The 25,812-nt window shown below is 59.9% G+C and carries 24 protein-coding genes, 4 tRNA genes and 1 pseudogene; 14 read left to right on the forward strand and 15 right to left on the reverse strand.

What is annotated here, in order from left to right:
- The first annotated feature begins 51 nt into the window (after positions 1–51).
- Genes NTD89_RS27860 through NTD89_RS27885 form a run of 6 tightly spaced genes read left to right on the forward strand, consistent with a single transcriptional unit; the run spans position 52 to position 6,487 of the window.
- Entirely contained in the window at positions 52–969 is a 918-nt protein-coding gene (locus NTD89_RS27860) for an ABC transporter permease (RefSeq protein ID WP_262210709.1), read from the forward strand.
- Between the two features lie 9 nt (positions 970–978).
- The gene (locus tag NTD89_RS27865; protein WP_145166157.1) at positions 979–1,881 is read left to right on the forward strand and encodes an ABC transporter permease; all 903 of its coding nucleotides are present in this window, start codon (positions 979–981) and stop codon (positions 1,879–1,881) included.
- A gap of 31 nt (positions 1,882–1,912) precedes the next feature.
- Positions 1,913–2,929, forward strand: coding sequence for an ABC transporter ATP-binding protein (locus tag NTD89_RS27870; RefSeq protein ID WP_145166156.1), 1,017 nt, complete (start codon positions 1,913–1,915; stop codon positions 2,927–2,929).
- A complete protein-coding gene (locus tag NTD89_RS27875) occupies positions 2,926–3,915 on the forward strand; it encodes an ABC transporter ATP-binding protein (protein ID WP_145166155.1) in 990 nt (329 codons plus the stop codon). The genes NTD89_RS27870 and NTD89_RS27875 overlap by 4 nt, the downstream gene beginning before the upstream one ends.
- Entirely contained in the window at positions 3,912–5,336 is a 1,425-nt protein-coding gene (locus NTD89_RS27880; protein WP_262210711.1) for a M20 family metallopeptidase, read from the forward strand. The genes NTD89_RS27875 and NTD89_RS27880 overlap by 4 nt, the downstream gene beginning before the upstream one ends.
- A complete protein-coding gene (locus NTD89_RS27885) occupies positions 5,333–6,487 on the forward strand; it encodes a M20 family metallopeptidase (RefSeq protein WP_262210712.1) in 1,155 nt (384 codons plus the stop codon). Before NTD89_RS27880 ends, NTD89_RS27885 begins: the two co-directional genes overlap by 4 nt.
- A gap of 28 nt (positions 6,488–6,515) precedes the next feature.
- Here the strand turns inward: NTD89_RS27885 and NTD89_RS27890 are convergent, their stop codons facing one another.
- From NTD89_RS27890 to NTD89_RS27900, 3 genes are all read right to left on the reverse strand, one after another.
- Positions 6,516–6,956 carry a hypothetical protein gene (locus NTD89_RS27890; protein WP_262210715.1) on the reverse strand — a complete coding sequence of 147 codons (441 nt, stop codon included), beginning with the start codon at positions 6,954–6,956 and terminating at the stop codon, positions 6,516–6,518.
- A 47-nt stretch (positions 6,957–7,003) separates the two neighbouring features.
- Positions 7,004–7,468, reverse strand: coding sequence for a transketolase (locus NTD89_RS27895; protein WP_262210716.1), 465 nt, complete (start codon positions 7,466–7,468; stop codon positions 7,004–7,006).
- Between the two features lie 137 nt (positions 7,469–7,605).
- Positions 7,606–8,622 (reverse strand): 1-aminocyclopropane-1-carboxylate deaminase, encoded by a 1,017-nt coding sequence (locus NTD89_RS27900; RefSeq protein WP_145166150.1) that lies wholly within the window; start codon positions 8,620–8,622, stop codon positions 7,606–7,608.
- A 201-nt stretch (positions 8,623–8,823) separates the two neighbouring features.
- On the opposite strand from NTD89_RS27900, the gene NTD89_RS27905 reads away from it, so the two are divergent.
- Positions 8,824–9,333, forward strand: a complete 510-nt coding sequence (locus NTD89_RS27905) for an Lrp/AsnC family transcriptional regulator (RefSeq protein WP_410017235.1) — start codon at positions 8,824–8,826, stop codon at positions 9,331–9,333.
- 195 nt (positions 9,334–9,528) lie between these two features.
- Here NTD89_RS27905 and NTD89_RS27910 read toward each other — a convergent pair whose 3' ends face one another.
- The 3 genes from NTD89_RS27910 to NTD89_RS27920 all read right to left on the reverse strand — a co-directional run bounded on the left by NTD89_RS27910 (position 9,529) and on the right by NTD89_RS27920 (position 10,236).
- On the reverse strand, positions 9,529–9,831 hold the full coding sequence (locus NTD89_RS27910) for an Arm DNA-binding domain-containing protein (protein WP_262210717.1): 303 nt from the start codon (positions 9,829–9,831) through the stop codon (positions 9,529–9,531).
- 232 nt (positions 9,832–10,063) lie between these two features.
- Positions 10,064–10,140: transfer RNA gene (locus tag NTD89_RS27915), tRNA-Asp, on the reverse strand.
- Between the two features lie 20 nt (positions 10,141–10,160).
- A tRNA-Val gene (locus NTD89_RS27920) sits at positions 10,161–10,236 on the reverse strand.
- Between the two features lie 138 nt (positions 10,237–10,374).
- On the opposite strand from NTD89_RS27920, the pseudogene NTD89_RS27925 reads away from it, so the two are divergent.
- Positions 10,375–10,698 (forward strand): annotated as a pseudogene (locus tag NTD89_RS27925) (TonB-dependent receptor domain-containing protein); the annotation flags it as partial.
- A gap of 152 nt (positions 10,699–10,850) precedes the next feature.
- On the opposite strand, the gene NTD89_RS27930 reads toward NTD89_RS27925, so the two are convergent.
- Positions 10,851–10,927, reverse strand: a tRNA-Asp gene (locus tag NTD89_RS27930).
- 19 nt (positions 10,928–10,946) lie between these two features.
- Positions 10,947–11,022: transfer RNA gene (locus tag NTD89_RS27935), tRNA-Val, on the reverse strand.
- A gap of 159 nt (positions 11,023–11,181) precedes the next feature.
- Between NTD89_RS27935 and rdgC the strand changes: the two genes are divergently transcribed.
- The 3 genes from rdgC to sugE all read left to right on the forward strand — a co-directional run bounded on the left by rdgC (position 11,182) and on the right by sugE (position 13,655).
- Entirely contained in the window at positions 11,182–12,102 is a 921-nt protein-coding gene (gene rdgC / locus NTD89_RS27940) for a recombination-associated protein RdgC (protein ID WP_119735561.1), read from the forward strand.
- Between the two features lie 166 nt (positions 12,103–12,268).
- Entirely contained in the window at positions 12,269–13,234 is a 966-nt protein-coding gene (locus NTD89_RS27945) for a bile acid:sodium symporter family protein (RefSeq protein ID WP_262210718.1), read from the forward strand.
- Between the two features lie 106 nt (positions 13,235–13,340).
- Entirely contained in the window at positions 13,341–13,655 is a 315-nt protein-coding gene (gene sugE, locus NTD89_RS27950) for a quaternary ammonium compound efflux SMR transporter SugE (protein WP_010166396.1), read from the forward strand.
- A 117-nt stretch (positions 13,656–13,772) separates the two neighbouring features.
- Here sugE and NTD89_RS27955 read toward each other — a convergent pair whose 3' ends face one another.
- The 3 genes from NTD89_RS27955 to NTD89_RS27965 form a co-directional block, all read right to left on the reverse strand.
- Entirely contained in the window at positions 13,773–15,647 is a 1,875-nt protein-coding gene (locus NTD89_RS27955) for an MFS transporter (RefSeq protein WP_262210720.1), read from the reverse strand.
- Positions 15,648–15,728: 81 nt separating this feature from the next.
- The gene (locus tag NTD89_RS27960; RefSeq protein ID WP_145166057.1) at positions 15,729–16,877 is read right to left on the reverse strand and encodes a TDT family transporter; all 1,149 of its coding nucleotides are present in this window, start codon (positions 16,875–16,877) and stop codon (positions 15,729–15,731) included.
- 114 nt (positions 16,878–16,991) lie between these two features.
- A complete protein-coding gene (locus NTD89_RS27965; RefSeq protein WP_262210721.1) occupies positions 16,992–18,179 on the reverse strand; it encodes an MFS transporter in 1,188 nt (395 codons plus the stop codon).
- Between the two features lie 91 nt (positions 18,180–18,270).
- Between NTD89_RS27965 and NTD89_RS27970 the strand changes: the two genes are divergently transcribed.
- Positions 18,271–18,816, forward strand: coding sequence for a TetR/AcrR family transcriptional regulator (locus NTD89_RS27970; RefSeq protein WP_242193642.1), 546 nt, complete (start codon positions 18,271–18,273; stop codon positions 18,814–18,816).
- 668 nt (positions 18,817–19,484) lie between these two features.
- On the opposite strand, the gene NTD89_RS27975 is transcribed toward NTD89_RS27970, so the two are convergent.
- The 4 genes from NTD89_RS27975 to NTD89_RS27990 form a co-directional block, all read right to left on the reverse strand.
- Complete coding sequence (locus NTD89_RS27975) at positions 19,485–20,264, reverse strand: ABC transporter permease (RefSeq protein ID WP_058420148.1); 780 nt, start codon at positions 20,262–20,264, stop codon at positions 19,485–19,487.
- On the reverse strand, positions 20,261–21,193 hold the full coding sequence (locus NTD89_RS27980) for an ABC transporter ATP-binding protein (RefSeq protein WP_145166060.1): 933 nt from the start codon (positions 21,191–21,193) through the stop codon (positions 20,261–20,263). The genes NTD89_RS27975 and NTD89_RS27980 overlap by 4 nt, the downstream gene beginning before the upstream one ends.
- 134 nt (positions 21,194–21,327) lie before the next feature.
- Positions 21,328–21,945, reverse strand: coding sequence for a glutathione S-transferase family protein (locus tag NTD89_RS27985; protein ID WP_262210724.1), 618 nt, complete (start codon positions 21,943–21,945; stop codon positions 21,328–21,330).
- 56 nt (positions 21,946–22,001) lie between these two features.
- Positions 22,002–22,661, reverse strand: coding sequence for a transglutaminase-like domain-containing protein (locus NTD89_RS27990; RefSeq protein WP_262210725.1), 660 nt, complete (start codon positions 22,659–22,661; stop codon positions 22,002–22,004).
- 191 nt (positions 22,662–22,852) lie between these two features.
- On the opposite strand from NTD89_RS27990, the gene NTD89_RS27995 reads away from it, so the two are divergent.
- Positions 22,853–25,300, forward strand: a complete 2,448-nt coding sequence (locus NTD89_RS27995; RefSeq protein WP_262210726.1) for an acyl-CoA dehydrogenase — start codon at positions 22,853–22,855, stop codon at positions 25,298–25,300.
- 75 nt (positions 25,301–25,375) lie between these two features.
- A complete protein-coding gene (locus NTD89_RS28000; protein ID WP_145166063.1) occupies positions 25,376–25,783 on the forward strand; it encodes a PA2817 family protein in 408 nt (135 codons plus the stop codon).
- Positions 25,784–25,812: the final 29 nt, after the last annotated feature.

Genomic DNA, 25,812 nt, shown 5'->3' on the forward strand with positions numbered 1-25,812 from the left:
CCACAGACACGTCCTCACACATGTCACCCAATAGATATGAGGAAACTCGCCATGCTTGGATTCCTTCTGCGCCGTCTGGGCATCGCTATTTGCGTTGCCATTACCGTGTCGGTGATCAGCTTTTCTCTTTTGCATCTGTCCGGCGACCTGGCCACTGCCATTGGCGGACCGGAAGCCACTAGCGAACAGATCGAACAGATCCGCGTGCAGTACGGTTTGAACAAACCGCTACCGACCCAGTACTTCAACTGGCTGGGCGATTTGCTACGGCTGGACCTGGGCAATTCATTTTTCTTTCAGGAGTCGGTCTACAACCTCGTCGCCAGCCGCTTGCCGATTACCCTCGGGTTGGGCGCCATGGCGTTGGGCATCGCCTTGCTGGTGGCAATTCCCCTGGGCGTGCTGGCCGCGGTCAAACGCGACACCTGGGTTGACCGACTGGCCTTGAGCATTGCGGTGCTGGGTCAGGCAATGCCAAGTTTCTGGTTTGCGCTGATGTTGATCGTGGTGTTCGCGGTGACGCTCAAGTGGCTGCCGGTGTCCGGCAACTCGACGCTGCTGCACTTCGTCATGCCGGCCATTGCCCTGGGCTACTACGCGACTCCGGCAATCATGCGGCTGACCCGCGCCGGCATGCTTGATGTGCTCAGTTCCGATTACATTCGCACCGCCCGCGCCAAGGGCCTGCGCGCTGCCCGCGTGTTGTTCAAGCACGCACTGCGCAACGCCTTGATTCCGGTAGTCGCGCTGGCGGCGGTGGAGTTCGGCTTCATGCTCGGCGGTTCGGTGGTGATCGAAACCGTGTTTTCCCTGCAAGGCATCGGGCAACTCGCCTGGGACGCCATCGCCCGTGACGACTTCCCGGTGGTACAGGCCGTGGTCCTGCTGATTGCGGTGATCTACATCATCCTCACCTTGCTGGCCGATGTGCTCAACGCACTGCTCGACCCGCGCATTCGCGTGCGCTAGGAGGCTTACATGAGCACCCCCACCACCCTCACGATCAATGACTACCTGCCACCACCGAGCAGCCTGAGCCGAGTACTTGGCAAGAGCTTTCGTCATCGTGGTTTCGCCATCGGCGCGGTGTTGTTGCTGATCATCTTCGCTGGCGCACTGTTCGCGCCGTGGTTGGCACCTTACGACCCTTATGCGCAAGACGTGATGCTGCGCATGAAACCGCCGGTATGGATGGCCCACGGCACCTGGGAGTACGTCCTTGGCACCGACAAGCTGGGCCGTGATTACCTGTCACGACTGCTCTACGGCGCACGTATTTCGCTGTTCATCGGGATTGCGGCGGCGCTGATTTCCGGCTTTATCGGCACCGTCATGGGGCTGTTGGCGGGTTACTACGGCGGCAAGGTCGATGCATTTATCAGCTACCTGATCACCACCCGGCTGGCGATGCCGGTCGTGATGGTCGCACTGGCCTCGGCCTCGCTGATGGGCGGCTCACTGAAAGTGGTCATCGTGCTGCTCGGCTGCCTGTTATGGGATCGCTTCGCGGTGGTGGTCAGGGCTTCGGTGCAACAGATTCGCGATGCTGAATATGTGGCGTCGGCCCAGGCGCTTGGCTGCTCGACCCTGCGCATTCTGGTCAGTGAAATTCTGCCCAATCTGGTCGGTGCACTGATCGTCGTCGCGACGCTGGAAATGGCCCACGCGATCCTGCTGGAGTCGGCACTGTCGTTCCTCGGGGTTGGTGTGCAGCCGCCGACGCCGTCCTGGGGTTTGATGATCGCTGAAGGCAAACCCTACATGTTCTTTTCCCCGTGGGTCATCGCCATTCCCGGCGTCGCCCTGATGATTCTGGTGCTGGGCATCAACCTGGTCGGCGACGGCCTGCGCGATCTGATCCTGCCCGACGGCCGTAACTGATAGACGGCCGTAACTAAAGAGGGTACCGAACATGGCACTACTCCATGTGGAAAACCTGCGCGTGGACATTCCAATGGGCAACAGCCCGACACCGGATGACATGCTGCATGCCGTGCGCGGTCTGAATTTTGAAGTCGAGCGCGGTGAAATGCTGTGCATCGTCGGCGAATCCGGCTGCGGCAAATCCCTGACCTCACTGGCGCTGATGGACCTGTTGCCACGCAAGGCCAAACGCACCGCGTCACGGCTGACGCTGGACGGTATCGACATGCTAAACCAGAGCGAGCGGCGCATGTGCGACCTGCGCGGCAACCGTCTGGCGATGATCTTCCAGGAACCGATGACCTCGCTGAACCCCGCCTACAGCATTGGCGATCAGCTCAGCGAAGTACTGACTCAGCATCGCAAGGTGTCGCGCAAGGATGCCCTGGCTCGCGCCGCGCAGATGCTGGAGAAAGTCGGGATCAGCAATGCGACCGAGCGCTTGCGTCAGTATCCGCATCAATTGTCTGGCGGTTTGCGCCAGCGGGTAATCATCGCCATGGCGTTGATGTGCGAACCGGACCTGATCATCGCAGATGAGCCAACCACGGCACTGGACGTGACTATTCAAGCGCAGATCCTGCGCTTGATTCGCGACATTCAGAAAGAACTCGGCCTGGCGGTGATCTTTATCACCCACGACCTTGGGTTGGTGGCACGGATCGCCGATCGGGTCGCAGTGATGTATGCCGGGGAAATCGTCGAAACCGCCCCTGCCCTGCAACTGTTCGAGAACCCGCAGCATCCTTACACCCGCGGTCTGCTGGCGAGTATTCCAATCCCTGGCCGGACTAAACCGGGTGAGGCGCTGGGTTCGATTCCGGGCCTTGTGCCGAGTCTGGTAGGCGAACAGCAAGGTTGTGCGTTCCGCAATCGTTGCAGCCAGGCGACACCGGACTGCGCGCAAAACATCCCCGAAGTCGAACAGGACGGACACATGGCGCGCTGCCTGCTCGCCGCACCGAACCCGGCACCGATTCGCCTTCAGGAGCGTGCAAGGTCATGAAAAAAGACATCGCTTTAGAGCTGTGTGACATCCGCCGCGAGTTTCGGATCAACAAGGGCTTTTTCAAACCCGCCGCCACCCTGAAGGCCGTGGACGGCGTTTCCCTGCGCCTGATGCGTGGCGAGACCCTGGGTCTGGTAGGCGAGTCCGGTTGCGGCAAAAGTACCCTGGCCAAGATGCTGCTCGGTCTGTTGCCGCCTACCAGCGGCGATGTGCTGGTCAATGGCAAACATCTGGCGGCGACTGATCGCAAGGAAATGTCCCGGCATATTCAGCCGATTTTCCAGGACCCCTACTCCTCGCTGAACCCACGCAAGACCCTGCGCGAAATCGTCACCCTGCCGCTGATCGTGCATGACATCGGCAGCACCGCCGAGCGACGCAAGAAGACCGAAGAGATGCTTGATGTGGTCGGCCTGCCCAAGCGGGTGATCGACAGCTACCCGAGCCAGCTGTCTGGCGGGCAACGCCAGCGGGTGGCGATTGCACGGGCGCTGATCATGCGCCCTGATGTATTGATCTGCGACGAGCCCACATCAGCGCTGGATGTGTCGGTGCAGGCGCAGATCCTCAATCTGCTGCAGGACCTCAAGCGCGAATTCGGCCTGACCTATCTGCTGATCAGCCATAACCTGGCGGTCATCGAACACCTCGCAGACCGGGTCGCAGTGATGTATCTGGGGCGCATCGTCGAGGAACGCACTCGCGAATCGTTGTTCGCCAACCCCGGCCACCCTTATACCCGCGCCTTGCTGGATTCGGTGCTCACGCCCGATCCGCGCTTGGGCATTCCTGAAATCGGCCTGCACGGCACCTTCCCCAACCCCATGTCACCGCCGTCCGGTTGCGCCTTTCATCCGCGCTGCCCGAGCTGCTTCGCCCCCTGCACAACGGCCTATCCGGCCAATGGTCCGCTTATCGGCGGCAACGTGCGTTGCCACCTTCACGACAATTCTGCCCAAACACTGGAGCTTATCCACTCATGAGTCGTTCACTGGCCATCAGCAACACCACAGAGCAATTCGACAACGGCGATTTTTTTAATCTGCTCGAACGTAGCGTCGCCTTGCACACCGAAAGCCAGGCAGCGGACAGCCAGCCCGAGCTGTATCGCTACCTCAATGATTTCATCACCCCGCATGTCGAGGCGATGGGCTTCAGCGTCATGGTCTATAACAACCCGGTGGCAGAACGCGGCCCCTTCCTGATCGCCACACGCATTGAACATCCAGAACTGCCGACCGTGCTCAGCTACGGCCACGGTGATGTGGTGCGCGGCTATGAAGCGCAATGGCGTGAAGGCTTGTCGCCGTGGCAAGTCACGGTCGAAGGCGATCGCTGGTACGGCCGCGGCACGGCGGATAACAAAGGCCAGCACCTGATCAACCTGACCGCGCTGGAGCAAACGCTCAAGGCTCGCGACGGCAAGCTGGGTTTCAATGTCAAGCTGCTGTTGGAAATGGGCGAAGAAGAAGGCTCGCCGGGCTTGAATGCGTTCTGTGCCGCACACAGTAAAGAGCTCGCGGCGGATGTTTTCATCGCCTCGGACGGCCCGCGTCTTGCGGCATCACGCCCGACGATTTTTCTCGGCTCACGCGGTGTATTCAACTTCGAGCTGGTGGTCAATTTGCGCGAAGGCGCTCATCACTCCGGCAACTGGGGCGGGTTGCTGGCCAACCCCGGCATTATTCTGGCCAATGCCATCGCGAGCATGGTCGATGAACACGGTCGGGTGAAAGTTGCGGGCCTGATGCCCGAGACACTGCCGGAGCCGGTTCGACAGGCACTGGCCGATATTGACGTCGGTGGCGGACCGGGCGATCCGGAAATCGACGCCAACTGGGGTAACCCGCAGCTCTCGCTGAGCGAAAAGGTGTTCGGCTGGAACACCCTCGACGTCATCGCCTTCAAGACCGGCAACCCGGACGCCCCTGTGCATGCTATCCCTGGCAAGGCCAACGCCCACTGCCATATCCGCTTCGTGGTAAACAGCGACTACACGACCTTTATCCCGGCTGTACGTGCCCACCTGGATGCTCATGGTTTCAGTAATGTCGAGGTCAAGCAAAGCCGCATCGATGTGATGCATGCCACTCGGCTGGATCCGCAAAGCCCGTGGGTCAGTTGGGCGCTCAGCTCCCTGGCACAGACCACCGGCAAAAAGCCTGCGCTGCTGCCAAACCTCGGCGGCTCGCTGCCCAACGACGTGTTCGCGGACGTGCTCGGCCTGCCAACATTGTGGGTGCCGCACTCGTACCCTGCATGCTCGCAACATGCGCCGAACGAGCACTTGCTGGCACCGGTGGTCAAGGAAAGCCTGCAAATCATGGCCGGGCTGTTCTGGGACCTGGGCAACGACGCGGCACGCCTGACCCAGGAACATCAGTTACGGGAGCAAGCGCAATGAGCGCCTCTGCGCAACAGGCGCTGGACTGGCTGGCTGACCAGCGCCAAGCCATGGAAACGCTGCTGCAGCGTATCGTCGACACCGACTCCAACAGCTATGACAAGGCGGGCGTCGACGCTGTGGGCGCGCTGCTCGCGGCTGAACTGGAAGCCGACGGCATCCTGCTCAAGCGCATACCGGTCGATGGTTTTGGCGACGTGATGCTCGCCGAAGTGCCAGGCGAATCTGGAAAGCCGGTGTTGCTGCTGGGCCATCGCGACACGGTTTTCCCCAAAGGTACCACCACGACTCGCGGCTATAGCCGCGACACCCATTTCGCCTATGGCCCCGGTGTTGCCGATATGAAAGGCGGCCTGGTGCTCAATTGCTTCGCCCTCAAGGCACTCAAGCGCGCCGGTCGGTTGCCCTATCCGGTGCAGGTTCTGTACACCGGTGACGAAGAAATCGGCTCCGGCAGCGCCAGAACCCATATCGAAAAGGCCGCCCGGGCCGCCCGCGCCGTGCTCAATACCGAGCCCGGCCGGGCCAGCGGTAACGTGGTCAGCGCACGCAAGGGCGGTGCCACGCTGATCATCGAAGTCAGCGGCCGCGCGGCGCATGCGGGGGTCAACCATGCCGACGGAGCCAGCGCGATCGAGGCCCTGGCGCGCAAGATTGTCAAGCTCCATGCCTTGACCGATTACCCGGCAGGCATCACCACGAACGTAGGCCTGATATCCGGTGGCACCTCCAGCAACACCGTCGCGCCTAGCGCCTACGCCCGGCTGGACGTGCGCTTCATCGAACTCAAGCACTGGGACCAGATCTTCACCGCAATCCAGGCCATCGTCGCAGAAGAAGAACTGATCGGTACCAGCGCCGTCCTCAAGGAAGCGACAACCTTTCTACCGATGGAAGCACATCACAGCGAACGCCTGCTGCACATCTACCAGCAAAAAGCGCTGGCGCTGGGTTTCAGCGTCGAAGGCGAGTTCACCGGCGGTTGCGCCGACTCCGGATTCACCGCCAGCCTGGGCATTCCAACCCTGTGTGGCCTGGGCCCAGTGGGTGGCAAGGTCCACACTGATCGTGAATACCTGGAACTGGACACGCTGGTGCCTCGCGCCCTGGCGTTGGTGGCGACCATTCTGGCTGTCGGCGACAGCGTTTGAGGTAATGGGTCTCTACGAATCGCCGGGGTCAAGGTATCAGACAGGCCCGTAGGCAACTTCTGCTGGTGTCGGGTATCACTTCAAGGTGGCGCGAATGGTTCACTCGGGCGAGGCTTTTAACCTGTTCTACTGCCGCAATGACGGAACGTTCAGCCGCCTCGTCGGGTGCTATCGGGTAGATGCATGACTGACCAATGGAAAGGTCGTGCAATAAACGCTCATCAAGTTCACCGAGTACCACAAAGCAGTAGTCACTCTTGGCCACTCGCACTTCGACGCGTTTGCCAGGCGCGGCGTTCACCGTATCGACATGGATCAGCGCAACATTGTCAAAACAGCTGAAACCCTGATGGATCAAATCAATATGGTCGCTATCAAGTCCGCACACGATGACCACGATACGCGTGCAATTTGAAGGCTCGCGCACCCACTTCATTGCGTGGGTACGACAATCGGCAGCTTGGCTCATATGCGTTGCCTTTCTTGTTGCAACAGGCGGGTTGACGAGGGCATTGGTTAAATCACGCCCCGCGCCTGCAACAGGCTTTTCGCCAAGCTGCGGGCCGCCGATAACACCTCTTCAACCTGTTGATCCATCGCCGCCGTGGATGAGGCTATTTTTCCAAGTTCGACGACGCGCAGCGGGTGGCCGCAGACGGATCCCAGCCAGGTCAGGCCAGACACCATGCCAACTTCGACATCCAGTAAAAAGCTTCCGTGGGAGACGGAGCACAACAGTTGGCTGACGAAACACGCATCGCCCCCGGCAGAGTTCTCCGGGCTAGACCCGACCCGTAACCAGTCGACCCTCAACGCCTCGGATTGCTTGATGGCTAGATAAGCCACCTGGTCCCAGTCATCTATCGCTACGTGCAGCTTGTCGATCATGTATTGGGGCAACGCGGCGCTGGTAACGATGACCACTCCGGCATCCGCCGAAGGTTGCTTGATCCAGACTGCAGATTGCGATATCGCATGCATGGCGGTACTCCCGGCGGTTTGGTAGGAGCCACTTGCTCCGGACGGCGATCTGACGATGAGGTCGTGACATTCAATATTGATGCCGACTGACCCACCGCTCCGTGAACAAGCTCGCTCCTACAGGTGATTGGCGTTAATCAGCCGTTGCGGAACAGGAAGCTATAGGCATTCAGCGCAGGCGCCCCACCCAGGTGCGCGTAAAGCACTTTCGAACCTTCGGGGAACTCGCCACGGCGGACCATTTCAATCATCCCGTGCATGGATTTGCCCTCGTACACCGGATCGGTCAGCACACCTTCCAGGCTCCCGCACAGGCGAATGGCTTCCAGCGTACCGTCGTTAGGCAAACCGTATTCCGGATAGGCGAAGCGTGTGTCGAGCACCACATCCTCTTCGGTGATCTCGCGGCCCAATTCCACCAGTTCTGCGGTGTGCCGGGCGATACGCAGGATCTGTGCCTTGGTTTTCTCTGGCTTGGCCGAGGCATCAATGCCGATAACGTTCTTCGAACGGCCGTCCGCAGCGAAACCGACGACCATACCGGCCTGGGTACTGCCGGTCACGGAGCAGACCACGATGTAGTCGAACTTGAACCCCAGTTGTTTTTCCTGCTCCCGTACCTCCTCGGCAAAGCCGACAAACCCAAGGCCGCCGTAGGGATGTTCGGAACACCCCGCAGGGATCGGAAAGGGTTTGCCGCCCCGCTCCACCACATCGTTCATGGCCTTCTCCCAGCTGGGCCGGATGCCAATGTCGAACCCGGCGGCGTCCAGCCGTACATCCGCACCCATGATGCGCGACATCTCGATATTGCCGACGCGGTCATACACCGCATCGGAGTAGTTCACCCAGTTTTCCTGGACCAGCACACACTTCATGCCCAGATGGGCAGCGACGGCGGCGACCTGACGGGTCTGGTTCGACTGTATCCCGCCGATGGACACCAGGGTGTCGCAGCCCTGTTCGAGTGCTTCGGGAATCAGGTATTCGAGCTTGCGCGTCTTGTTGCCGCCAAAGGCCAGGCCACTGTTGCAGTCTTCGCGTTTGGCATACAACTCGACCTTGCCGCCCAGGTGTTCGCTGAGGCGTTTCAAAGGCGTGATGGGAGAAGGACCGAAGGTCAGCGGATAACGTTTAAAACGATTCAAGTTCATGACTCTGCTCCTTGTTTATTGAGTATCCAAGCGCCAGACCGAAAGGCAAAAGAGGCTGCGTTCCAGGCTCTTTCAGAGGGGCTTCGATGAGTTCAATATTAAGAAGAGTTCGAAAAATATGTGTTGCAAATTTCTATTAAATAAAGAAACATAATTTTTCACAAGAAACACTAAACATACTTTAATTGCGTATAAATCCATATGAACGCAACAAATACTCAAGTGAAGCAGGGCAAAACAGTCGCGTTGCCGCAGCCGCTGGATCGAACCGACCGCGCCATTCTCAAGACCCTGCAGCGAGATGCTTCCATCTCCAACGTGGCGCTTGCAGAGAAGGTGAAATTGAGTGCACCGGCTTGCCTCAGGCGCGTCGAACGGCTCAAACAGGCCGGCCTGATCAAGGGCATCGTCGCCCTGCTGGACAATGAAGCGCTGGATGCGGGGATGGTGGTCTTGATCGGCGTGGTACTGGACCGCTCCACACCGGAATCCTTCGCTGCATTCGAGGCGGCGGCACAAAAAGTGTCCGGCTGCATGGAGTGCCATGTGGTGACAGGGGAGTTCGACTACTTCATGTTGCTGCGCACCAAGGACAGCAACAGTTTCAACCGGCTCCATGCGGAGCAATTGCTTTACCTGCCCGGGGTTCGCCAGATTCGCTCGTTCATGGGGTTGCGCCAGGTCTTGTCGACAACCCACATTCCCCTTTGAGGTTCAAATTAGCCCGAGCAGCCGTCGGTCAGCAATCCGGTGCCCCAGAAATATCAGCGCCCATCAAAGAGCGACGTGATGTCCGCATCCAATAGCAGGTCAGCTGTCGACCCTCGGCCAAAGAAGACACATAAAGAAGCCTTACTTTTCGTCAACTTTTTACTTCGGAACTCATGCCAGCGATAGGCAACCGCTTCAAACGTGTTGTTGGCGGCGTGAGAGGCTTTCTGCCGCTCGGCGCGACGATGTTGAGCGGGGATCGATATTGTTGGCCACCAGCGCATGTGCAGCCTCCCTCCGCTGGCGAGCCTCCTTGAGACTGACGCCTGGATAGATGCCGAGGGAAATACGCCATTGCTTGTCATGCCAATAGAAACGGAAATGCCAGCGCTTCGAACCCGTCGGTGGCACTTGCATAGATAAGCCATCCTCATCGGTTAACGTATAAGGCTTGCTGGCGGGCTTAGCTTGCTTGATCGCTGTATCTGTCAGCGCCATCAGACACCTCCTTTTGCATCAAGGAGGGGAATACAACTCAGCGGTAGACGGACCAATACGAAAATTGATGCGCAAGGAATCTTAAAAGGCTGTGCCAGCGGTGTACTTAAATGTGCACTTAAAACCGTGGCTGGAGATGGATTCCAGTGGAATTCAGAAAACGAAAAAAGCGGCTCAAGGCCGCTATTTCCGTGGCTTCCAGGCGCTCAATGGGCCTTAGTGGAAGCAAATATGGCGCAGCGGACGGGACTCGAACCCGCGACCCCCGGCGTGACAGGCCGGTATTCTAACCGACTGAACTACCGCTGCGCGTAACACTTTGAAGCGAATGGTGGGTGATGACGGGATCGAACCGCCGACCCTCTGCTTGTAAGGCAGATGCTCTCCCAGCTGAGCTAATCACCCTTCACTTTCGGTGTGGGCGGCATCATACACCAAAAATTCGCAATGTCTTGATTTAAATGCACTTTATTTGAAATATTTTCTCAAGCGCAGCGCACGCCCCCGGAAAACCGGGCTTCTGGCCCGCAAACGCGAGTCTATTGCGAGCTGGGCCCCAAGGCAGATTTCTTCGACGGACGCCTGAGCGCCAGCGCGGCCTATTTCGAAATCCACGAAAACAATCGCTCGGTGTCCGACGACGATTACAACACCCAGACGCCAGCCCCGCCCCACTATGCATTCAAAGGCACCAAGGCGGTGACCAAGGGTTATGAACTGGAAACAACTGGCGACCTGGCGCCGGGCTGGCAGTTGCAGGCCGGCTATACCCACAAGATCGTGCGTGATGACCAGGACGCAAAAATCTCCACCTACAAACTCAAGGCCAACCTGGACAAGTTGACCGTCGGCGGTGGCGTGCGCTGGGATTTCTAACCGGCCAATAAAAAACGCCGCCGATCATCGGAAATGATCGGCGGCGTTTTTTGAGGTTTCGCACACCCCAGACAGCAAAAAGCCCGCTCAATGAGCGGGCTTTCTGTGGTGACCTGGCGTTCAGCGTTCCAGGTTACCGAATATGGCGCAGCGGACGGGACTCGAACCCGCGACCCCCGGCGTGACAGGCCGGTATTCTAACCGACTGAACTACCGCTGCGCGTAACACTTGAAGCGAATGGTGGGTGATGACGGGATCGAACCGCCGACCCTCTGCTTGTAAGGCAGATGCTCTCCCAGCTGAGCTAATCACCCTTCGTTTCGGTGTGGCGCGCATTCTACGGAGCGACCCTAGGTCTGGCAAGCACTTTCTTAAATCTTTTTTTTCAGCCCTTCCAATAGCTTAGGCAGGGTTGGCCTCGAGCGCTATCAAGAGAATAATGCCCCCCTTTGTATAAAGGAGAGACTCACCCCATGTGGTTCAAGAACCTGCTTATCTATCGCCTGACCCAAGATCTGCCTGTTGATGCCGAGGCGTTGGAAGCGGCCATGGCCACCAAACTGGCGCGCCCTTGTGCGAGCCAAGAGTTGACCACTTACGGTTTCGTCGCCCCTTTTGGTAAAGGTGAAGACGCTCCCCTGGTTCACGTCAGCGGTGACTTCCTGCTGATCGCCGCGCGCAAGGAAGAACGCATCCTGCCGGGTAGCGTGGTGCGCGACGCAGTCAAAGAGAAAGTCGAAGAGATCGAAGCAGAGCAAATGCGCAAGGTCTATAAAAAGGAACGCGACCAGATCAAGGATGAAATCATCCAGGCCTTCCTGCCGCGCGCCTTTATCCGTCGCTCGTCGACCTTCGCCGCCATCGCGCCGAAGCAAGGCCTGATCCTGGTCAACTCAGCGAGCCCCAAGCGCGCCGAAGACCTACTGTCGACCCTGCGTGAAGTGATCGGCACCCTGCCCGTTCGCCCGCTCACGGTAAAAACCGCGCCAACCGCGATCATGACCGACTGGGTCACCACGCAGAAACCGGCCGATGACTTCTTCGTCCTCGACGAATGCGAACTGCGCGACACCCATGAAGACGGCGGCATTGTGCGCTGCAAGCGCCAGGACCTGACCGGTGAAGAAATCCAGCTGCACTTGACCACCGGCAAAGTCGTGACCCAACTGTCACTGGCCTGGCAGGACAAGTTGTCCTTCATGCTCGACGACAAGATGACCGTCAAGCGCCTGAAGTTCGAAGACCTGCTGCAAGACCAGGCCGAACAGGACGGCGGCGACGAAGCCCTGGGCCAACTGGACGCCAGCTTTACCCTGATGATGCTGACGTTCGGCGAATTTCTGCCGGCATTGGTTGAAGCGCTGGGCGGCGAAGAAACCCCACAAGGCATCTAAACGCAACACAGGCCTTATACGGGCACGGTCAATGTGGGAGCTGGCTTGCCTGCGATAGCATCACCTGGGTGTTACTGACAAACCGAGGTGCCTGCATCGCAGGCAAGCCAGCTCCCACATTTGATCGCGTTGCTCCCCCGAACACTCTAATAACAAGGACATCCTCATGCGCGCACTCGCCGCCTTGAGCCGCTTCGTCGGCAATACCTTCGCCTACTGGGTGTTGATTTTCGCGGTGCTCGCCTTCCTCGAGCCCGGCTGGTTCATTGGCCTGAAAGGCGCCATTGTGCCGCTGCTGGGCCTGGTGATGTTTGGCATGGGGCTGACCTTGAAACTTGAAGATTTCGCCGAGGTTGCCCGCCATCCGTGGCGTGTGGCCCTGGGCGTGATCGCGCACTTTGTGATCATGCCGGGCGTGGCATGGTTGCTGTGCCAGGCCTTCCACCTGCCGCCGGAAATTGCCGTCGGCGTGATCCTCGTCGGGTGCTGCCCAAGCGGCACCTCGTCCAACGTGATGACCTGGCTGGCCCGTGGTGACCTGGCGTTGTCGGTGGCGATTGCTGCAGTCACCACCCTTCTCGCCCCACTGCTCACGCCGGCGCTGATCTGGCTGCTGGCATCAGCCTGGCTGCCGGTGTCGTTCATGGAGTTGTTCTGGTCGATCCTGCAAGTGGTGCTGCTGCCGATCGTGCTCGGCGTGGTCGCACAACGGGTGCTCGGCGAGCGCGTGCGCCATGCGGTGGACGTGCTGCCATTGGTGTCGGTGGTGAGCATCGTGATCATCGTTGCGGCCGTGGTGGCGGCGAGTCAGGCCAAGATCGCTGAATCAGGCCTGTTGATCATGGCCGTGGTGATGCTGCACAACAGCTTCGGCTACTTGCTGGGTTACTTCACCGGCCGGTTATTCAAACTGCCACTGGCCCAGCGCAAGTCGCTGGCACTGGAAGTCGGCATGCAGAACTCCGGGCTGGGCGCCGCGTTGGCCAGTGCGCATTTTTCGCCATTGGCGGCGGTACCCAGTGCGCTGTTCAGCGTCTGGCACAATATTTCCGGGGCGTTGCTGTCGACTTACTTCCGCCGCATGAGCGAAAAGGAAGACCGCCGCGTACTGGAAAACACGCCGCAAACTTGATCACCTGATCGATATTGGGCACTCTACCGAGCTTCGCGGGGACGACCCCGCGACGCTGTCGAGCGCTATTCCAGGGGACGACCCCACTTTTAGAAGAGAGGTCATCATGTCCTGGATCATCCTGTTTTTTGCCGGGCTGTTTGAAGTGGGCTGGGCAGTCGGCTTGAAGTACACCGATGGTTTCAGCAAGCCATTGCCCACCGCCCTGACGATTGCCGCCATGGCCATCAGCCTCGGCCTGCTGGGCCTTGCCATGAAAGAACTGCCGCTGGGCACCGCCTATGCCATCTGGACCGGTGTCGGCGCGGTGGGCACGGTGATCGCCGGGATCATCCTGTTTGGCGAGTCCATGGCGCTGTTCCGGTTGGCCAGTGTGGCGTTGATTATCTGCGGGCTGATTGGCCTTAAGATTAGCGCCTAATTCACTGTCGCTATCGCAGGCAAGCCCGCTCCCACATTAAACCGCGTTCGCTTGAACAACTCGGTCAACTGTGGGAGCGGGCTTGCTCGCGAAGAGGCCCGGACAGTCAGTAAAAAACTACCTGACACTCCCGCGCAACACCCCCACCCGCTCCTGCAACTGCGCAGGCGTCGCGGCCTCGACCGTCACCGGCTCACCCGCCACCAGCACCACCCGCGACCAGATCCGGTGAAAGAACCCCTTGTTCGGATCGCGACTGAAAAAACTACCCCACAAGCCCTGCAACGCCATGGGAATCACCGGCACCGGCGTCTCTTCCAGAATGCGCGTCACGCCCCCGCGGAACTCATTCATCTCACCGTCCCCGGTGAGCTTGCCTTCCGGAAAAATGCACACCAACTCGCCTTCCTTCAGGTAGTGGGCAATCCGCGCGAAGGCCTTTTCGTAGATCTGGATATCCTCGTGACGCCCGGCAATCGGAATCGCCCCCGCAGTGCGGAAGATAAAATTGAGCACCGGCAAACGGTAGATCTTGTAGTACATGACAAAGCGAATCGGCCGACGCACTGCACCGCCGATCAACAGCGCATCGACAAACGACACGTGGTTGCACACCAGCAACGCCGCGCCCTCATCCGGAATCAGCTCGAGGTTGCGGTGCTCCACGCGGTACATGGAATGGCTGAGCAGCCAGATCATGAAACGCATGGTGAACTCGGGGACGATTCTGAAGATGTAGGTGTTGACCGCGATATTGAGCAGCGACACCACCAGAAACAACTCGGGAATCGACAGCTTGGCCACGCTCAACAGCAGGATCGACACGATGGCCGACACCACCATGAACAGCGCATTGAGAATGTTGTTGGCCGCGATCACCCGCGCACGCTCGTTTTCGGCGGTGCGCGACTGGATCAGCGCATACAGCGGCACGATATAGAAGCCGCCGAACACGCCCAGGCCGAGGATATCGAACAACACCCACCAGGCCTGGCCGTAGCCGAGTACGCCGAGCCAGTCATGCTCCTGAGCACTCTGCGGGAAGCCGCCGGAGTGCCACCACAGCAGCAGCCCGAACACTGTCAGGCCAAATGAGCCAAAGGGCACCAGGCCGATTTCCACCTTACGCCCGGAGAGCTTTTCACAGAGCATCGAGCCCAGAGCGATACCGACCGAGAACACCGTGAGGATCAAGGTCACCACAGTTTCATCGCCGTACAACCACTCCTTGGCGTAGGCCGGGATTTGCGTCAGGTAGATCGCGCCGACAAACCAGAACCACGAGTTGCCGACAATCGAACGTGACACCGCCGGGGTCTGCCCCAGGCCCAGGCGCAGGGTGGCCCACGATTCGCTGAATATGTTCCAGTTCAGGCGCAGCCCTGGGGTAGACGCCGCCGCGCGCGGAATGCTGCGGCTGGCCAAGTAACCCAGCACTGCCACACCGACAATTGCCACGGCCACGATCGGTGCGTAATGGGTCGAAGACATCATGATCCCGGCGCCAATGGTGCCGACCAGGATCGCCAAAAACGTGCCCATTTCCACCAGACCATTACCGCCCACCAACTCATCGTCGTGCAGGGCCTGGGGCATGATCGAATACTTCACCGGCCCGAACAGCGCCGAGTGCGTGCCCATGGCAAACAGCGCCAGCAGCATCAGCTCCAGGTGATTGAACAGGAACCCGGTGGCGCCGACGCTCATGATCACGATCTCACCGATCTTGATCGCGCGGATCAACGCGTCCTTGTTGAATTTCTCGCCGAATTGCCCCGCCAGCGCCGAGAACAGGAAGAACGGCAGGATAAACAACAACGCGCACAGATTGACCCAGATCGAGCGGTCACCGTCGATGGTGAGCTTGTAGAGAATGGCCAGGATCAGCGATTGCTTGAAGATGTTGTCGTTGAAGGCGCCCAGCAACTGGGTGATGAAAAACGGCAGGAAACGCCGTGTGCGCAGCAAGGTAAATTGCGAGGGGTGGCTCATCGTCCGTGTTCCTGCGTGGCCTGGTAGGCTTGATTGCCGGTTTTTTATAAAAAGACAGGCCACGACTTTACCTAATCCCGCTTACTTATTCCCTAGTCCTGCAATGCATGGCGATACAAAAAGCTCCCCTTTGTAGGCGCCCTGCACAGTGCGCGTGGCAACGATCAGCCACATCAGCGCCAACGCCACCACCAGCACGCACCCGAACACACTGAAGAACCCGAGGTGCAGCAGGCTCGCAAGCTTCAGTGTGGCCAAGGCATAAACCCCCAGCGGGAAGGTAAAACCCCACCAGCCCAGGTTGAACGGAATGCCGGCGCGCAGGTAACGCAGGGTGATCAACACGGCGATCAGCATCCACCACAGGCCAAAGCCCCACAGGGTAATGCCGGCCACCAGGCCGAGGCCGTTGGCCATCTCCCCTGCGCCTGGCAAACCGTTGGCCGCGAAGATCGCCGGTGCGTCGCCACCCAGCAACAACATACCCAATGCACCGGTGCCGATAGGGCCGAGGGCCAGCCAGCTGGACGCGGCCATGTTGGCGTGAGGCAGTTTGTGCAAGGCCATGCGCAGCATCAGGATGGTCAGGATGCTGAAGGCTACCGGCAGGGAAAACGCCCACAGCACATAGCTGGTCACCAGCATCACCAGTTGCGAGTGAGCGTCGGCCAAGTGCGGCGCCAGCAGGCCACCGCTGGCGGCAGCGACTTCAGCGGCGACCACCGGCAACAGCCACACCGCGGTCATCTGATCGATGCTGTGCTGCTGACGCGTGAACATCATGAATGGGATCAGCACGCCGCAGGCCAGGGCCATCGCCACGTCCAGCCACCATAAGGCTTCGGCCAACGGCACCACATCGGCGCCCCAGCGCGGCAGCCCAAACAGCAGCAAGCCATTGATAATCGTCGCCAGGCCCATGGGGATGGTGCCAAAGAACATCGAGACGGTGGAGTGCCCGAAAATCCGCCGCGCCTCGTGGAAAAACATCAGCCAGCGGGCCGCGTACAACACGCTGAACAGCACGAACAGGCCGACGGTGAACATCCACAGCCCTTCGGCAATGGTGTGCAAGCCGGGCAAGCGGGTCGGCACTTGGGCCAGCGCAAGGGCCAGCACGCCAGTGCCCATGGTGGCGGCAAACCAGTTGGGCGTGAACTGGCGAATCACTTCCCGTGGACGGGCCAGGTGACTGAAGGGTTTGTAGGTGATGGCAGTTGAGCAGGTCATGTTGGCAATCCTCTTCCTCGCATGAGGTTGAGATCATCATAGAACCGGATTGAATATCTATATAACGGGTAATATCTCTATCTGTTATCTACTTAGCCAATATAGACACTCGAGCTAAACCGTTGCCTTGGCTCGCGCCGCCCCCTGGATCAGCAAGCCTGCCAGCGCGCCGAGCGCCAATACGATGAGCACTGCGCCATAACCATCGGTGGTGGCGATCAGGCCAAACACGCGGCTCAGGTTGCCCGCCAGCAGGGCCGGCACGCAGAACGCCAGGTAGCTCAGCACATAAAAAGCCGACATCAGCCCGGCCCGCTCATGGGGTAACGCCAGGCTGACGATACTGCGCACACTGCCCATGAACCCGCCGCCGAAACCGAAGCCTGCAATCACACTGGCACCAAAGAACAGCCACAGGCTGGCGCTCTGCACCGCAACCAGCAACAACGCCACGCCCACCGCCAGCAGGACCGCGGAGAGACGCATGACCTTGTCTGCCGGGTGCTCGCGCAGGCTGTAAATCATCACCGCACCGCTTAAGGTCACGACTGCAACCAGGCCGCCGCCGATCAAGTGTGAGGTCGAACCGGTCGCCGCCCGCACCAGCGAAGGCGCCAGGGATGAAAAGAACCCGCCCAGCGCCCACACCGCCACATTCAGCGGCATCGCCAGCCACAAGGCCCGACGCGCCTGCGCGGGGACATGCAGGGTGGGCGCCAGCGACCTCAAGGCACCCGGCAGGCGGCTGACGGTTTCCGGCAAGCGCCACACATAAAGCGCCTGCAGCACCATCAGGCCCAGCAGCGTGAAGTAGATCAATTGGGTCGGGCGTGGCGCGTATTCCACCAGCAAGCCACTGCCCAAGGCACCGCAGGCCATGCCCAACAGCGGCGCGAGGCTATTGAGCATCGGCCCGCGCAGGCGGTCGGTGTCCAACAGCGTTGCCGCCAACACTGCAGTTGCCGTGCCCGTGGCGAAACCTTGCAGCGCCCGAGCGGCAATCAGGTAGGCGGTGCTGTCAGCATTGATAAACAGCAGCATCGCCACAATATTCAGCAACAGCGCGGCGAAAATCACCGGCTTGCGCCCCACGTGGTCCGACAGCGAACCGACGGTCAACAGCGCCGCCAGCAAGCTCACGGCATATACCCCGAAGATCACCGTCAGCATTGCTGCGGAGAAATGCAGGTTGTCCTGATACACCTGATACAACGGCGTCGGCGCGCTGGACGCAGCCAGGAAGGTCAACATCGTGATGACCAGGAACGCCAGGCTGGAACGTTGAGAAATGACGCTAGACATGTGCACACTCCGCTAAAGCTAATATTTTGCTTTTGCAGAGTGTGCTACTCGCAAGCGCTTAAAGCAAATTCTTTGTGTTAAGGTTTTACGCATGGCGATTAAAGAAGGCCTTCGCCCGGGGGGCCGCAGTGCCCGGGTTCAAGAATCAGTGCATAACGCTGCGCGCGAATTGCTGGAAGCCCATGAGCGTTCCAGCGTTACCGTGCCGATGATCGCTGCGCGTGCGGGCGTCACGCCGTCGACCATCTACCGCCGCTGGGGCGATTTGTCTGCGCTGCTCGCCGACGTGGCGCTGGAACGCCTGCGCCCAGACAGTGAACCCGCCAACACCGGCAGCCTGCGCGGCGATTTGCGTGCGTGGGGCGAGCAATACCTGGACGAAATGAGTTCCGAGCTTGGGCGCAACATGATGCGCGACGTGCAGTGCAGCCATCCCCGGGACTACTGCAGCAACATCCTGATGGGCCAGATGCAGGTCATTCTCGACCGCTACCAGAGCACCCACGACGTACTGCCGAGCCTGGACCGGTTGCTCAACCTGATCGCCGCGCCCACGGTGTACCGCAGCCTGTTCGCCAGTGCGCCGCTGCCGGTTGAAGAACTGCATGAACTGATCGACCTGGCACTGAAAGGCTAAGGGCCCAGCGCCTGCAGAAAAGCAGCGCTTGGCAGTCTGACAGACCACCAGATCTTGAGAGCTAAACTCGATCAACTTGTGGGAGCGGGCTTGCTCGCGAAGGCGGTGGATCAGTCAACTCATGTGTAGCTGACACACCGCTTTCGCGGGCAAGCCCGCTCCCACATTTGGAGCTCAGTGCATCAGGTAGAGGTGTGTTGATCTGCTGTTGCCCTGCTTTTGCTTCTACCACTCAGGTCGGCTACCAGGCCGCCGTGCTCTGCTTTTGATCTTGCTCTTGATCTGACAGGCCCCGTCAACCACGCTGGCCGAACGCAGGTTTGAATCCGTGGGTAACCCGGCAGGACGCCGGGTTAGCCGCGTTGGGCCATGGATGGCCCGTCGCGGCGGCCCACGGATTCAAGCCTGCGTGAGGGCACACCGAGCCTAGGCGAGGTGCCGAGTGGTGGGGCAAAGACCTTTTGGTTACTTTTGGGGCGTTTGCCAAAAGTGACCCGCTGTAAGAGCGGAACCGCCAGCCGCCATTACCGCAGCAACGGATATGTACTCATATCCACCTAAACAAGCACCTAAAGACCGCCATCGCAGGCAAGCCAGCCCCCACACGGTTTTCGTGCATTCCATAAAAAAGGCCTCATAAAGAGGCCTTTTTTATTCCAACTAACTGCTTACGTTCGCATCCCGCGCCCGCTCACCAGCAACCGCGCGCAGCCGACATACAGCACCACGGTGGCCACCAGCATGAAGGTGATCGCCACGCTGATCTTGATATCCGACACGCCCAGGATGCCGTAGCGGAAGGCATTGACCATGTGCAGCACCGGGTTGGCCAGCGACACGGTCTGCCAAAACGGCGGCAGCAAGGTAATGGAGTAGAACACCCCGCCCAGGTAGGTCAGTGGCGTCAGCACGAAGGTCGGGATGATCGAAATATCATCGAAATTGCGCGCGAACACCGCGTTGATAAAGCCCAGCAGCGAGAAGATCGTCGCCGTCAGCACCACCACCAAAATGGTGACGCCCAGGTGATGCACTTGCAGATGAGTGAAGAACAGCGACAGCAAGGTCACGATCACGCCCACCATCAAGCCACGCAGCACACCGCCCAGGGTGTAGCCGATCAGGATGGTGTGCGGCGACACCGGCGACACCATCAATTCTTCGATGGAGCGCTGGAACTTGCTGCCGAAAAAGCTGGAGACCACGTTGCCGTAGGAGTTGGTGATCACCGACATCATGATCAGGCCCGGCACGATGTATTCCATGTAAGTGAAGCCACCCATGTCGCCGATCTGGCGGCCGATCAGGTTACCGAAGATCACGAAGTACAGGACCATGGTGATCGCCGGCGGCAGCAGCGTCTGCGGCCAGATCCGGGTAAAGCGCTTCACTTCGCGGTAGACGATGGTCTGCAGCGCGACAAGGTTGGGTTGCAGTTCGGAACTCATACCGCCACCTTCGCCAGATTTTTCTCCACCAGGGACACGAACAACTCCTCAAGGCGATTGGTTTTATTACGCAGGCTCAGCACTTCGATGTTCTGCGCGGCCAATTGGGTGAACAACGCCGTGATACCCATGGCTTTGTCCACCTGGACTTCCAGGGTATGACCATCGACCAGTCGGCTTGGGTAGCCAAGCAGTTGCGGCGCCACCGACAGGTTGTTTTTCAGGTCGAGCAGGAAGGTTTCCACATGCAGCTGGCCCAGCAGGTTACGCATGCTGGTGTTCTCGACAATGGTGCCGTGGTCGATGATGCCGATGTTGCGGCACAGCTGCTCAGCCTCTTCCAGGTAATGGGTGGTGAGGATGATGGTGATGCCCTTCTCGTTCAGCTCGGTGAGGAAGGTCCACATCGAGCGACGCAACTCAATGTCCACACCTGCGGTGGGCTCGTCGAGGATCAACAGGCGCGGTTCGTGCACCAGCGCACGGGCGATCATCAGGCGGCGCTTCATGCCGCCGGACAGCGAACGCGAAGGCACGTCGCGCTTGTCCCACAGGCCCAGCTGGGTCAGGTACTGCTCGGCGCGCTCCTTGGCGACTTTCGCCGGGATGCCGTAGTAGCCAGCCTGGGTCACGACGATGTCGAACGTCTTTTCAAACTGGTTGAAGTTGAATTCCTGGGGCACTACGCCGATGGAACGCTTGAGCGCCGCCGGGGATTTGTCCAGGTCATGACCAAAGATATTCACCGTGCCGCTGGTCTTGTTGACCAAGGTGGAGAGGATACCGATGGTGGTGGATTTGCCGGCGCCGTTAGGGCCGAGCAAAGCGAAGAAGTCACCTTCAGCAACATCCAGATCGATACCACTCAGGGCCTGGAAACCGTTGCCGTAGGTTTTGGTTAGCTGCCGGATGGACAGAGCGGAACTCATATCGGAATACGCACCAAAGAAGGGAATAGAAACAGTAGATGAGGGCGCAGCCCAGGTAGTTCAACGGCGGCGCATGACAGGCATGGTGCTTGCCCGCGCCGCACAAGTACAGTCACCCGTATTAATAGTGGGTATTAAGTCAACGCGGTCATCACCGCTTTACGGTACGCCGGCCGTTGCTGCAGACGGTGATACCAGGCCTCTAGATGGGGCATCGAAGGCCGTTCGATGGGCATTTCGAACCAGGCATAAATAAAGCTGCCGAGCGGGATATCGCCCATGCCAATGTCGTTGCCCGACAGGTAAGGCTGCTCTGCCAGGGCTTTATCCACGGTGCTCAATGCGTCGATACAGGCCTGGCGCCCGGCATTGATGCTGTCCCAGTTCTGTTTTTCAGGCGGGGTGCGCAGGATGCCCCAGAACACCGACTTGAACGGTTCGGCGAGGGTCGAGGTGGTCCAGTCCATCCACTTCTCGGCATTGGCCCGGGCTTGCAGGTCGCTTGGGTACCAGCTCGACGCCTGCCTGGCGCAGAGATAACGCACGATGGTGTTGGACTCCCACAGCACAAAGTCGCCATCTTCGATCATCGGCACCCGGCCATTGGGGTTCAGCGCGCGGTATTGCGGTGTATCGACCACACCAAATGCCCCGCCCGCATCAATTGCTTCATAGTCCAGGCCGAGTTCCTCGGCGCACCACAGTGCTTTCCTGACGTTTGATGAATTTTTACGACCCCAGATTTTCAGCATGACCGCGCCTTATCGTTGATGAACATGGCTTGATGAACGCAGCAGCATACGCCGGTTCAGGCGCGGCTTAAATCGCTCTGCATGTCCCCCAGCAGGGTCGGCATGTCCTCGGCAAACAGGTGCGGGTAACACTGCTGAATATGCGCGAAGAAAAGCCCCTCCGGCACGTCGGAAAACTGCCCGTGTTCCCGCACGTACTCCATCGAGCGCCGGCCCTGGCGGTTGAAGGCGTGAAACACGCTGTCGTTGATCCCATCGAATTCCAGCGGCGGTACATCAAACACCTCGCACAGCTGCTGGTTGAACGCCGGCGTGGCCTTGACCCAACGGCCACGCAGGTACAACTCGGTGTAGCCGTGCATGGCGAACACATCGCTTTTGAGCAGGGCGATCAGGCGCGGTGTCGAGAGGTGATTGCGCACATCCGCCAGGCCGATGCGTGCGGGGATGCCGCAGTGGCGGGCACAGGCGGCCAGCAGGGTGGCCTTGGGCACGCAGTAGCTCTCACCGGCGGCGAGGGCAAAGCTGGCGCTCAAGGTGCCTGGGTCACGGCTGAAGGTGTAAGGGTTGTAGCGAATCGCCTCACGCACGGCGTAATAAAGACTGACTGCCTGGTCACGTAAATCCGCGCTCGGGCCGCGATGTTTTTCGGCGAACTCCACCACCGCAGGGTGGTCACTATCGATGAAGCGGCTGGGACTCAGGTACGTATCCATGCGCGTTATCTCCGAAGGAAGCCTTGAGTCTAACGACTGGTCTGGCGCAGAGATAACGACGATTCGGCCAAATGTCGGCGCCTGGCGGTCGGTACTTCGCGTACAACTCGTTACACCCTGATCACCGCGCTTATTCGGATGCCGACTAAGCTCCATGGTGGTTTCGCCCCTGGTTTCACGGAGGATTGAATATGCTGTTGTTGTGGATACTGGTTCTGGTGGTCGGCATTGCCTACTTGGCACACCGCCGCACCGCGCCCCTGCCCGCCCTGGGCGTGGTCGCCGTTTACCTGCTGGCGATGGGTGCCTGGAGCCACGCACCGGGTTGGCTGCTGCTGATCTTCTGGGTATTGATCGCCGCCGTGGCCCTGCCCTTGCTGCTGCCCGACCTGCGTCGTCAATACTTCACCAAGCCGCTGTTCAGCTGGTTCCAGAAAGTCCTGCCGCCGATGTCCGAGACTGAGCGCGACGCGATTGATGCCGGCACCGTGTGGTGGGATGGCGAACTGTTCAGCGGCCGCCCCGATTGGGACAAGTTGCTGGCCTACCCCAAGGCGCAACTGACCGAAGAAGAACAGGCCTTCATCGACGGCCCCACCGAAGAACTCTGCGCGATGGTCAGCGACTGGGAAATCGGCCAGGCCATGGACCTGCCGCCCGCCGCCTGGGAGCACATCAAGACCCACGGCTTCTTCGCCCTGATCATTCCCAAGGAATACGGCGGCAAGGGCTTCTCGGCCTATGCCCACTCGCAGGTCGCGATGAAACTCGCCACCCGCAGCGGCGACCTGGCGTCCACCGTGATGGTGCCCAACTCCCTCGGCCCGGCCGAGCTGCTGCTGCATTACGGCACCGACGAGCAACGCAATCACTACCTGCCGCGCCTGGCGCGTGGCGATGACATCCCATGCTTCGCGCTGACGGGCCCACTGGCCGGCTCCGACGCCGGCGCCATGCCCGACACCGGCGTGATCTGCAAAGGTGAATGGGAAGGCAAGGAAACCCTTGGCCTGCGCCTGAACTGGGAAAAACGCTACATCACTCTCGGCCCGGTCGCGACCCTGCTGGGGCTGGCGTTCAAGGCGCATGACCCGGACCACCTGCTGGGCGACAAGGAAGACTTGGGCATCAGCCTGGCGCTGATCCCGACCGACACCCCCGGCGTCGAAATCGGCCGTCGTCACTTGCCGCTGGGCGCTGCGTTCATGAACGGCCCCAACTCCGGCAAAGACGTGTTCATCCCCCTGGAATTCCTCATCGGCGGCCAGGAAATGCTCGGCAAGGGCTGGATGATGCTGATGAACTGCCTGTCGGTGGGCCGTTCGATCTCCCTGCCTGCGGTCGGTACCGGTGCAGCCAAGTTCACCAGCCTGGTAACGGGCCAATACGCCCAAGTGCGTGAGCAGTTCAACGTGCCGCTGTCGGCGTTCGAAGGTATCCAGGAAGCCCTGGCGCGCATCGGCGGCAACGCCTGGCTGATGGACAGCGCACGCATGCTTACCGCCAATGCAGTCGACCTGGGGGAGAAACCCTCGGTGCTGTCGGCCATTCTCAAGTACCACCTCACCGAGCGCGGCCGCGAATGCATCAGCCACGCCATGGACGTGCACGGCGGCAAGGGCATCATCATGGGCCCGAACAACTACCTGGGCCGTAACTGGCAAGGCGCACCGATCTTCATCACCGTGGAAGGCGCGAATATTCTTTCGCGCAACCTGATGATCTTTGGCCAGGGCGCGATTCGCTGCCATCCGTTCGTGCTCAAGGAAATGGCCCTGGCCGGCCGCGAAGACCGCGATCAGGCATTGAAGGAATTCGACGGCCTGCTGATGCAACACATCGGCTTTGCCGTGAGCAACGCCGCCAGTACGCTGGTGCTGAATCTGGGCGTAGGTCACTTCGAGAAAGCGCCGGGCAACCGCCTGAGCCAGGGTTACTTCCGCGCACTGAACCGTCAGGCTGCTGCGTTCGCCCTGCTCGCTGACTTGAGCATGATGCTGCTGGGCGGCGAGTTGAAACGTCGCGAACGCCTGTCGGCACGCCTGGGCGATGTGCTGAGCCACATGTACCTGGCGTCGGCGGCGCTCAAGCGTTACCACGACCTGGATTCGCCGGATCATCTGGAACCGCTGTTCGCCTGGGCCATGGAAGAAAGCCTTGGCGAGTCGGAGCGTGCGCTGGATGAGCTGCTGAGCAACTTCCCTAACAGGGTGCTCGGTTGCCTGCTGCGGGTCATCGTGTTCCCGTTCGGGCGCCGCCACACCGGACCGTCCGATGCACTGGACGCCGAGGTGGCCGCGGTGATTGGGCGTGCCAAAGGCGACCCGACCCTCGAAGAGTTGCTGGCGGGCTGCTACCGCCCGCAATCGGCAGAAGACCCGGTCGGCGCCCTGCAACACGCCTACGACCTGCTCGGTGCCAGCCACCCGCTGCAGAAAAAACTCCACGCGGCGCTCAAAAGTGGTCAGGTCAAACCTACCGCTGGCGAACACGCCATCGACGCCGCCCTGCACGCCGGCGTGCTGCAACCGGGCGAAGCGCAAACCCTGCGCGACGCCGAAGCTGCACGGCGCAAGGTGATCGACGTGGATGATTTCAGCAAGGAAGAGCTGACTCAGGCTGAGGGTAAAGTCCGCTGATACCAGCGGTCATATAAAAACGGGCGCTTGAGCTATATACTCTCGCGCCCGTTTTTGCTTTAGAGGACTTATCTCGTGTCCAACGTCGTTGCCGATCATCTCGTCTTGCTCGACCACTTGCGCAGCATCCTGGTTGCCGTCGGCGAAGCCGAACAGGTGCCCGAGGAAAGCCACACCCTGTTTCTGGAGCGCTTCGACGAATTGCGCGCCCTGCTGCCGATCGACCCGATCGAGAGCCAGTACCTGGGCCAGGACCTGATGAGCCAAGTCATCCTGCGCTACCCGCAGATCGCCCACCTGGTGCCGCGCGACCTGCTGTGGTTTTTTGGCGGCGATTGCCTGCATTTCATGCCGGATGAAGAACTGGACCTGTACCAGGCCCTGGAAGAGCGTCGCTTCGAGGCTGAACAGAACGACGAACCGTTCGACTGGAACCAGGAAAAGCAGTTGCTGGCCATGCCGCACGACCAGAGCAAGCACTGATCTGCAGGCTACAACCGAACTAAATGTGG

The sequence above is a fragment of the Pseudomonas sp. 14P_5.3_Bac1 genome (genome assembly GCF_025466135.1).
Taxonomy (GTDB): Bacteria; Pseudomonadota; Gammaproteobacteria; order Pseudomonadales; family Pseudomonadaceae; genus Aquipseudomonas.

What these genes read in the sequence shown, in the direction of transcription:
- NTD89_RS27860 (WP_262210709.1), top strand. Translation starts at nt 52, where the DNA reads ATGCTTGGATTCCTTCTGCGCCGTCTGGGCATCGCTATTTGCGTTGCC.
- NTD89_RS27865 (WP_145166157.1), top strand. Translation starts at nt 979, where the DNA reads ATGAGCACCCCCACCACCCTCACGATCAATGACTACCTGCCACCACCG.
- NTD89_RS27870 (WP_145166156.1), top strand. Translation starts at nt 1,913, where the DNA reads ATGGCACTACTCCATGTGGAAAACCTGCGCGTGGACATTCCAATGGGC.
- NTD89_RS27875 (WP_145166155.1), top strand. Translation starts at nt 2,926, where the DNA reads ATGAAAAAAGACATCGCTTTAGAGCTGTGTGACATCCGCCGCGAGTTT.
- NTD89_RS27880 (WP_262210711.1), top strand. Translation starts at nt 3,912, where the DNA reads ATGAGTCGTTCACTGGCCATCAGCAACACCACAGAGCAATTCGACAAC.
- NTD89_RS27885 (WP_262210712.1), top strand. Translation starts at nt 5,333, where the DNA reads ATGAGCGCCTCTGCGCAACAGGCGCTGGACTGGCTGGCTGACCAGCGC.
- NTD89_RS27890 (WP_262210715.1), bottom strand. Translation starts at nt 6,956, where the DNA reads ATGAGCCAAGCTGCCGATTGTCGTACCCACGCAATGAAGTGGGTGCGC.
- NTD89_RS27895 (WP_262210716.1), bottom strand. Translation starts at nt 7,468, where the DNA reads ATGCATGCGATATCGCAATCTGCAGTCTGGATCAAGCAACCTTCGGCG.
- NTD89_RS27900 (WP_145166150.1), bottom strand. Translation starts at nt 8,622, where the DNA reads ATGAACTTGAATCGTTTTAAACGTTATCCGCTGACCTTCGGTCCTTCT.
- NTD89_RS27905 (WP_410017235.1), top strand. Translation starts at nt 8,824, where the DNA reads ATGAACGCAACAAATACTCAAGTGAAGCAGGGCAAAACAGTCGCGTTG.
- NTD89_RS27910 (WP_262210717.1), bottom strand. Translation starts at nt 9,831, where the DNA reads ATGGCGCTGACAGATACAGCGATCAAGCAAGCTAAGCCCGCCAGCAAG.
- rdgC (WP_119735561.1), top strand. Translation starts at nt 11,182, where the DNA reads ATGTGGTTCAAGAACCTGCTTATCTATCGCCTGACCCAAGATCTGCCT.
- NTD89_RS27945 (WP_262210718.1), top strand. Translation starts at nt 12,269, where the DNA reads ATGCGCGCACTCGCCGCCTTGAGCCGCTTCGTCGGCAATACCTTCGCC.
- sugE (WP_010166396.1), top strand. Translation starts at nt 13,341, where the DNA reads ATGTCCTGGATCATCCTGTTTTTTGCCGGGCTGTTTGAAGTGGGCTGG.
- NTD89_RS27955 (WP_262210720.1), bottom strand. Translation starts at nt 15,647, where the DNA reads ATGAGCCACCCCTCGCAATTTACCTTGCTGCGCACACGGCGTTTCCTG.
- NTD89_RS27960 (WP_145166057.1), bottom strand. Translation starts at nt 16,877, where the DNA reads ATGACCTGCTCAACTGCCATCACCTACAAACCCTTCAGTCACCTGGCC.
- NTD89_RS27965 (WP_262210721.1), bottom strand. Translation starts at nt 18,179, where the DNA reads ATGTCTAGCGTCATTTCTCAACGTTCCAGCCTGGCGTTCCTGGTCATC.
- NTD89_RS27970 (WP_242193642.1), top strand. Translation starts at nt 18,271, where the DNA reads ATGGCGATTAAAGAAGGCCTTCGCCCGGGGGGCCGCAGTGCCCGGGTT.
- NTD89_RS27975 (WP_058420148.1), bottom strand. Translation starts at nt 20,264, where the DNA reads ATGAGTTCCGAACTGCAACCCAACCTTGTCGCGCTGCAGACCATCGTC.
- NTD89_RS27980 (WP_145166060.1), bottom strand. Translation starts at nt 21,193, where the DNA reads ATGAGTTCCGCTCTGTCCATCCGGCAGCTAACCAAAACCTACGGCAAC.
- NTD89_RS27985 (WP_262210724.1), bottom strand. Translation starts at nt 21,945, where the DNA reads ATGCTGAAAATCTGGGGTCGTAAAAATTCATCAAACGTCAGGAAAGCA.
- NTD89_RS27990 (WP_262210725.1), bottom strand. Translation starts at nt 22,661, where the DNA reads ATGGATACGTACCTGAGTCCCAGCCGCTTCATCGATAGTGACCACCCT.
- NTD89_RS27995 (WP_262210726.1), top strand. Translation starts at nt 22,853, where the DNA reads ATGCTGTTGTTGTGGATACTGGTTCTGGTGGTCGGCATTGCCTACTTG.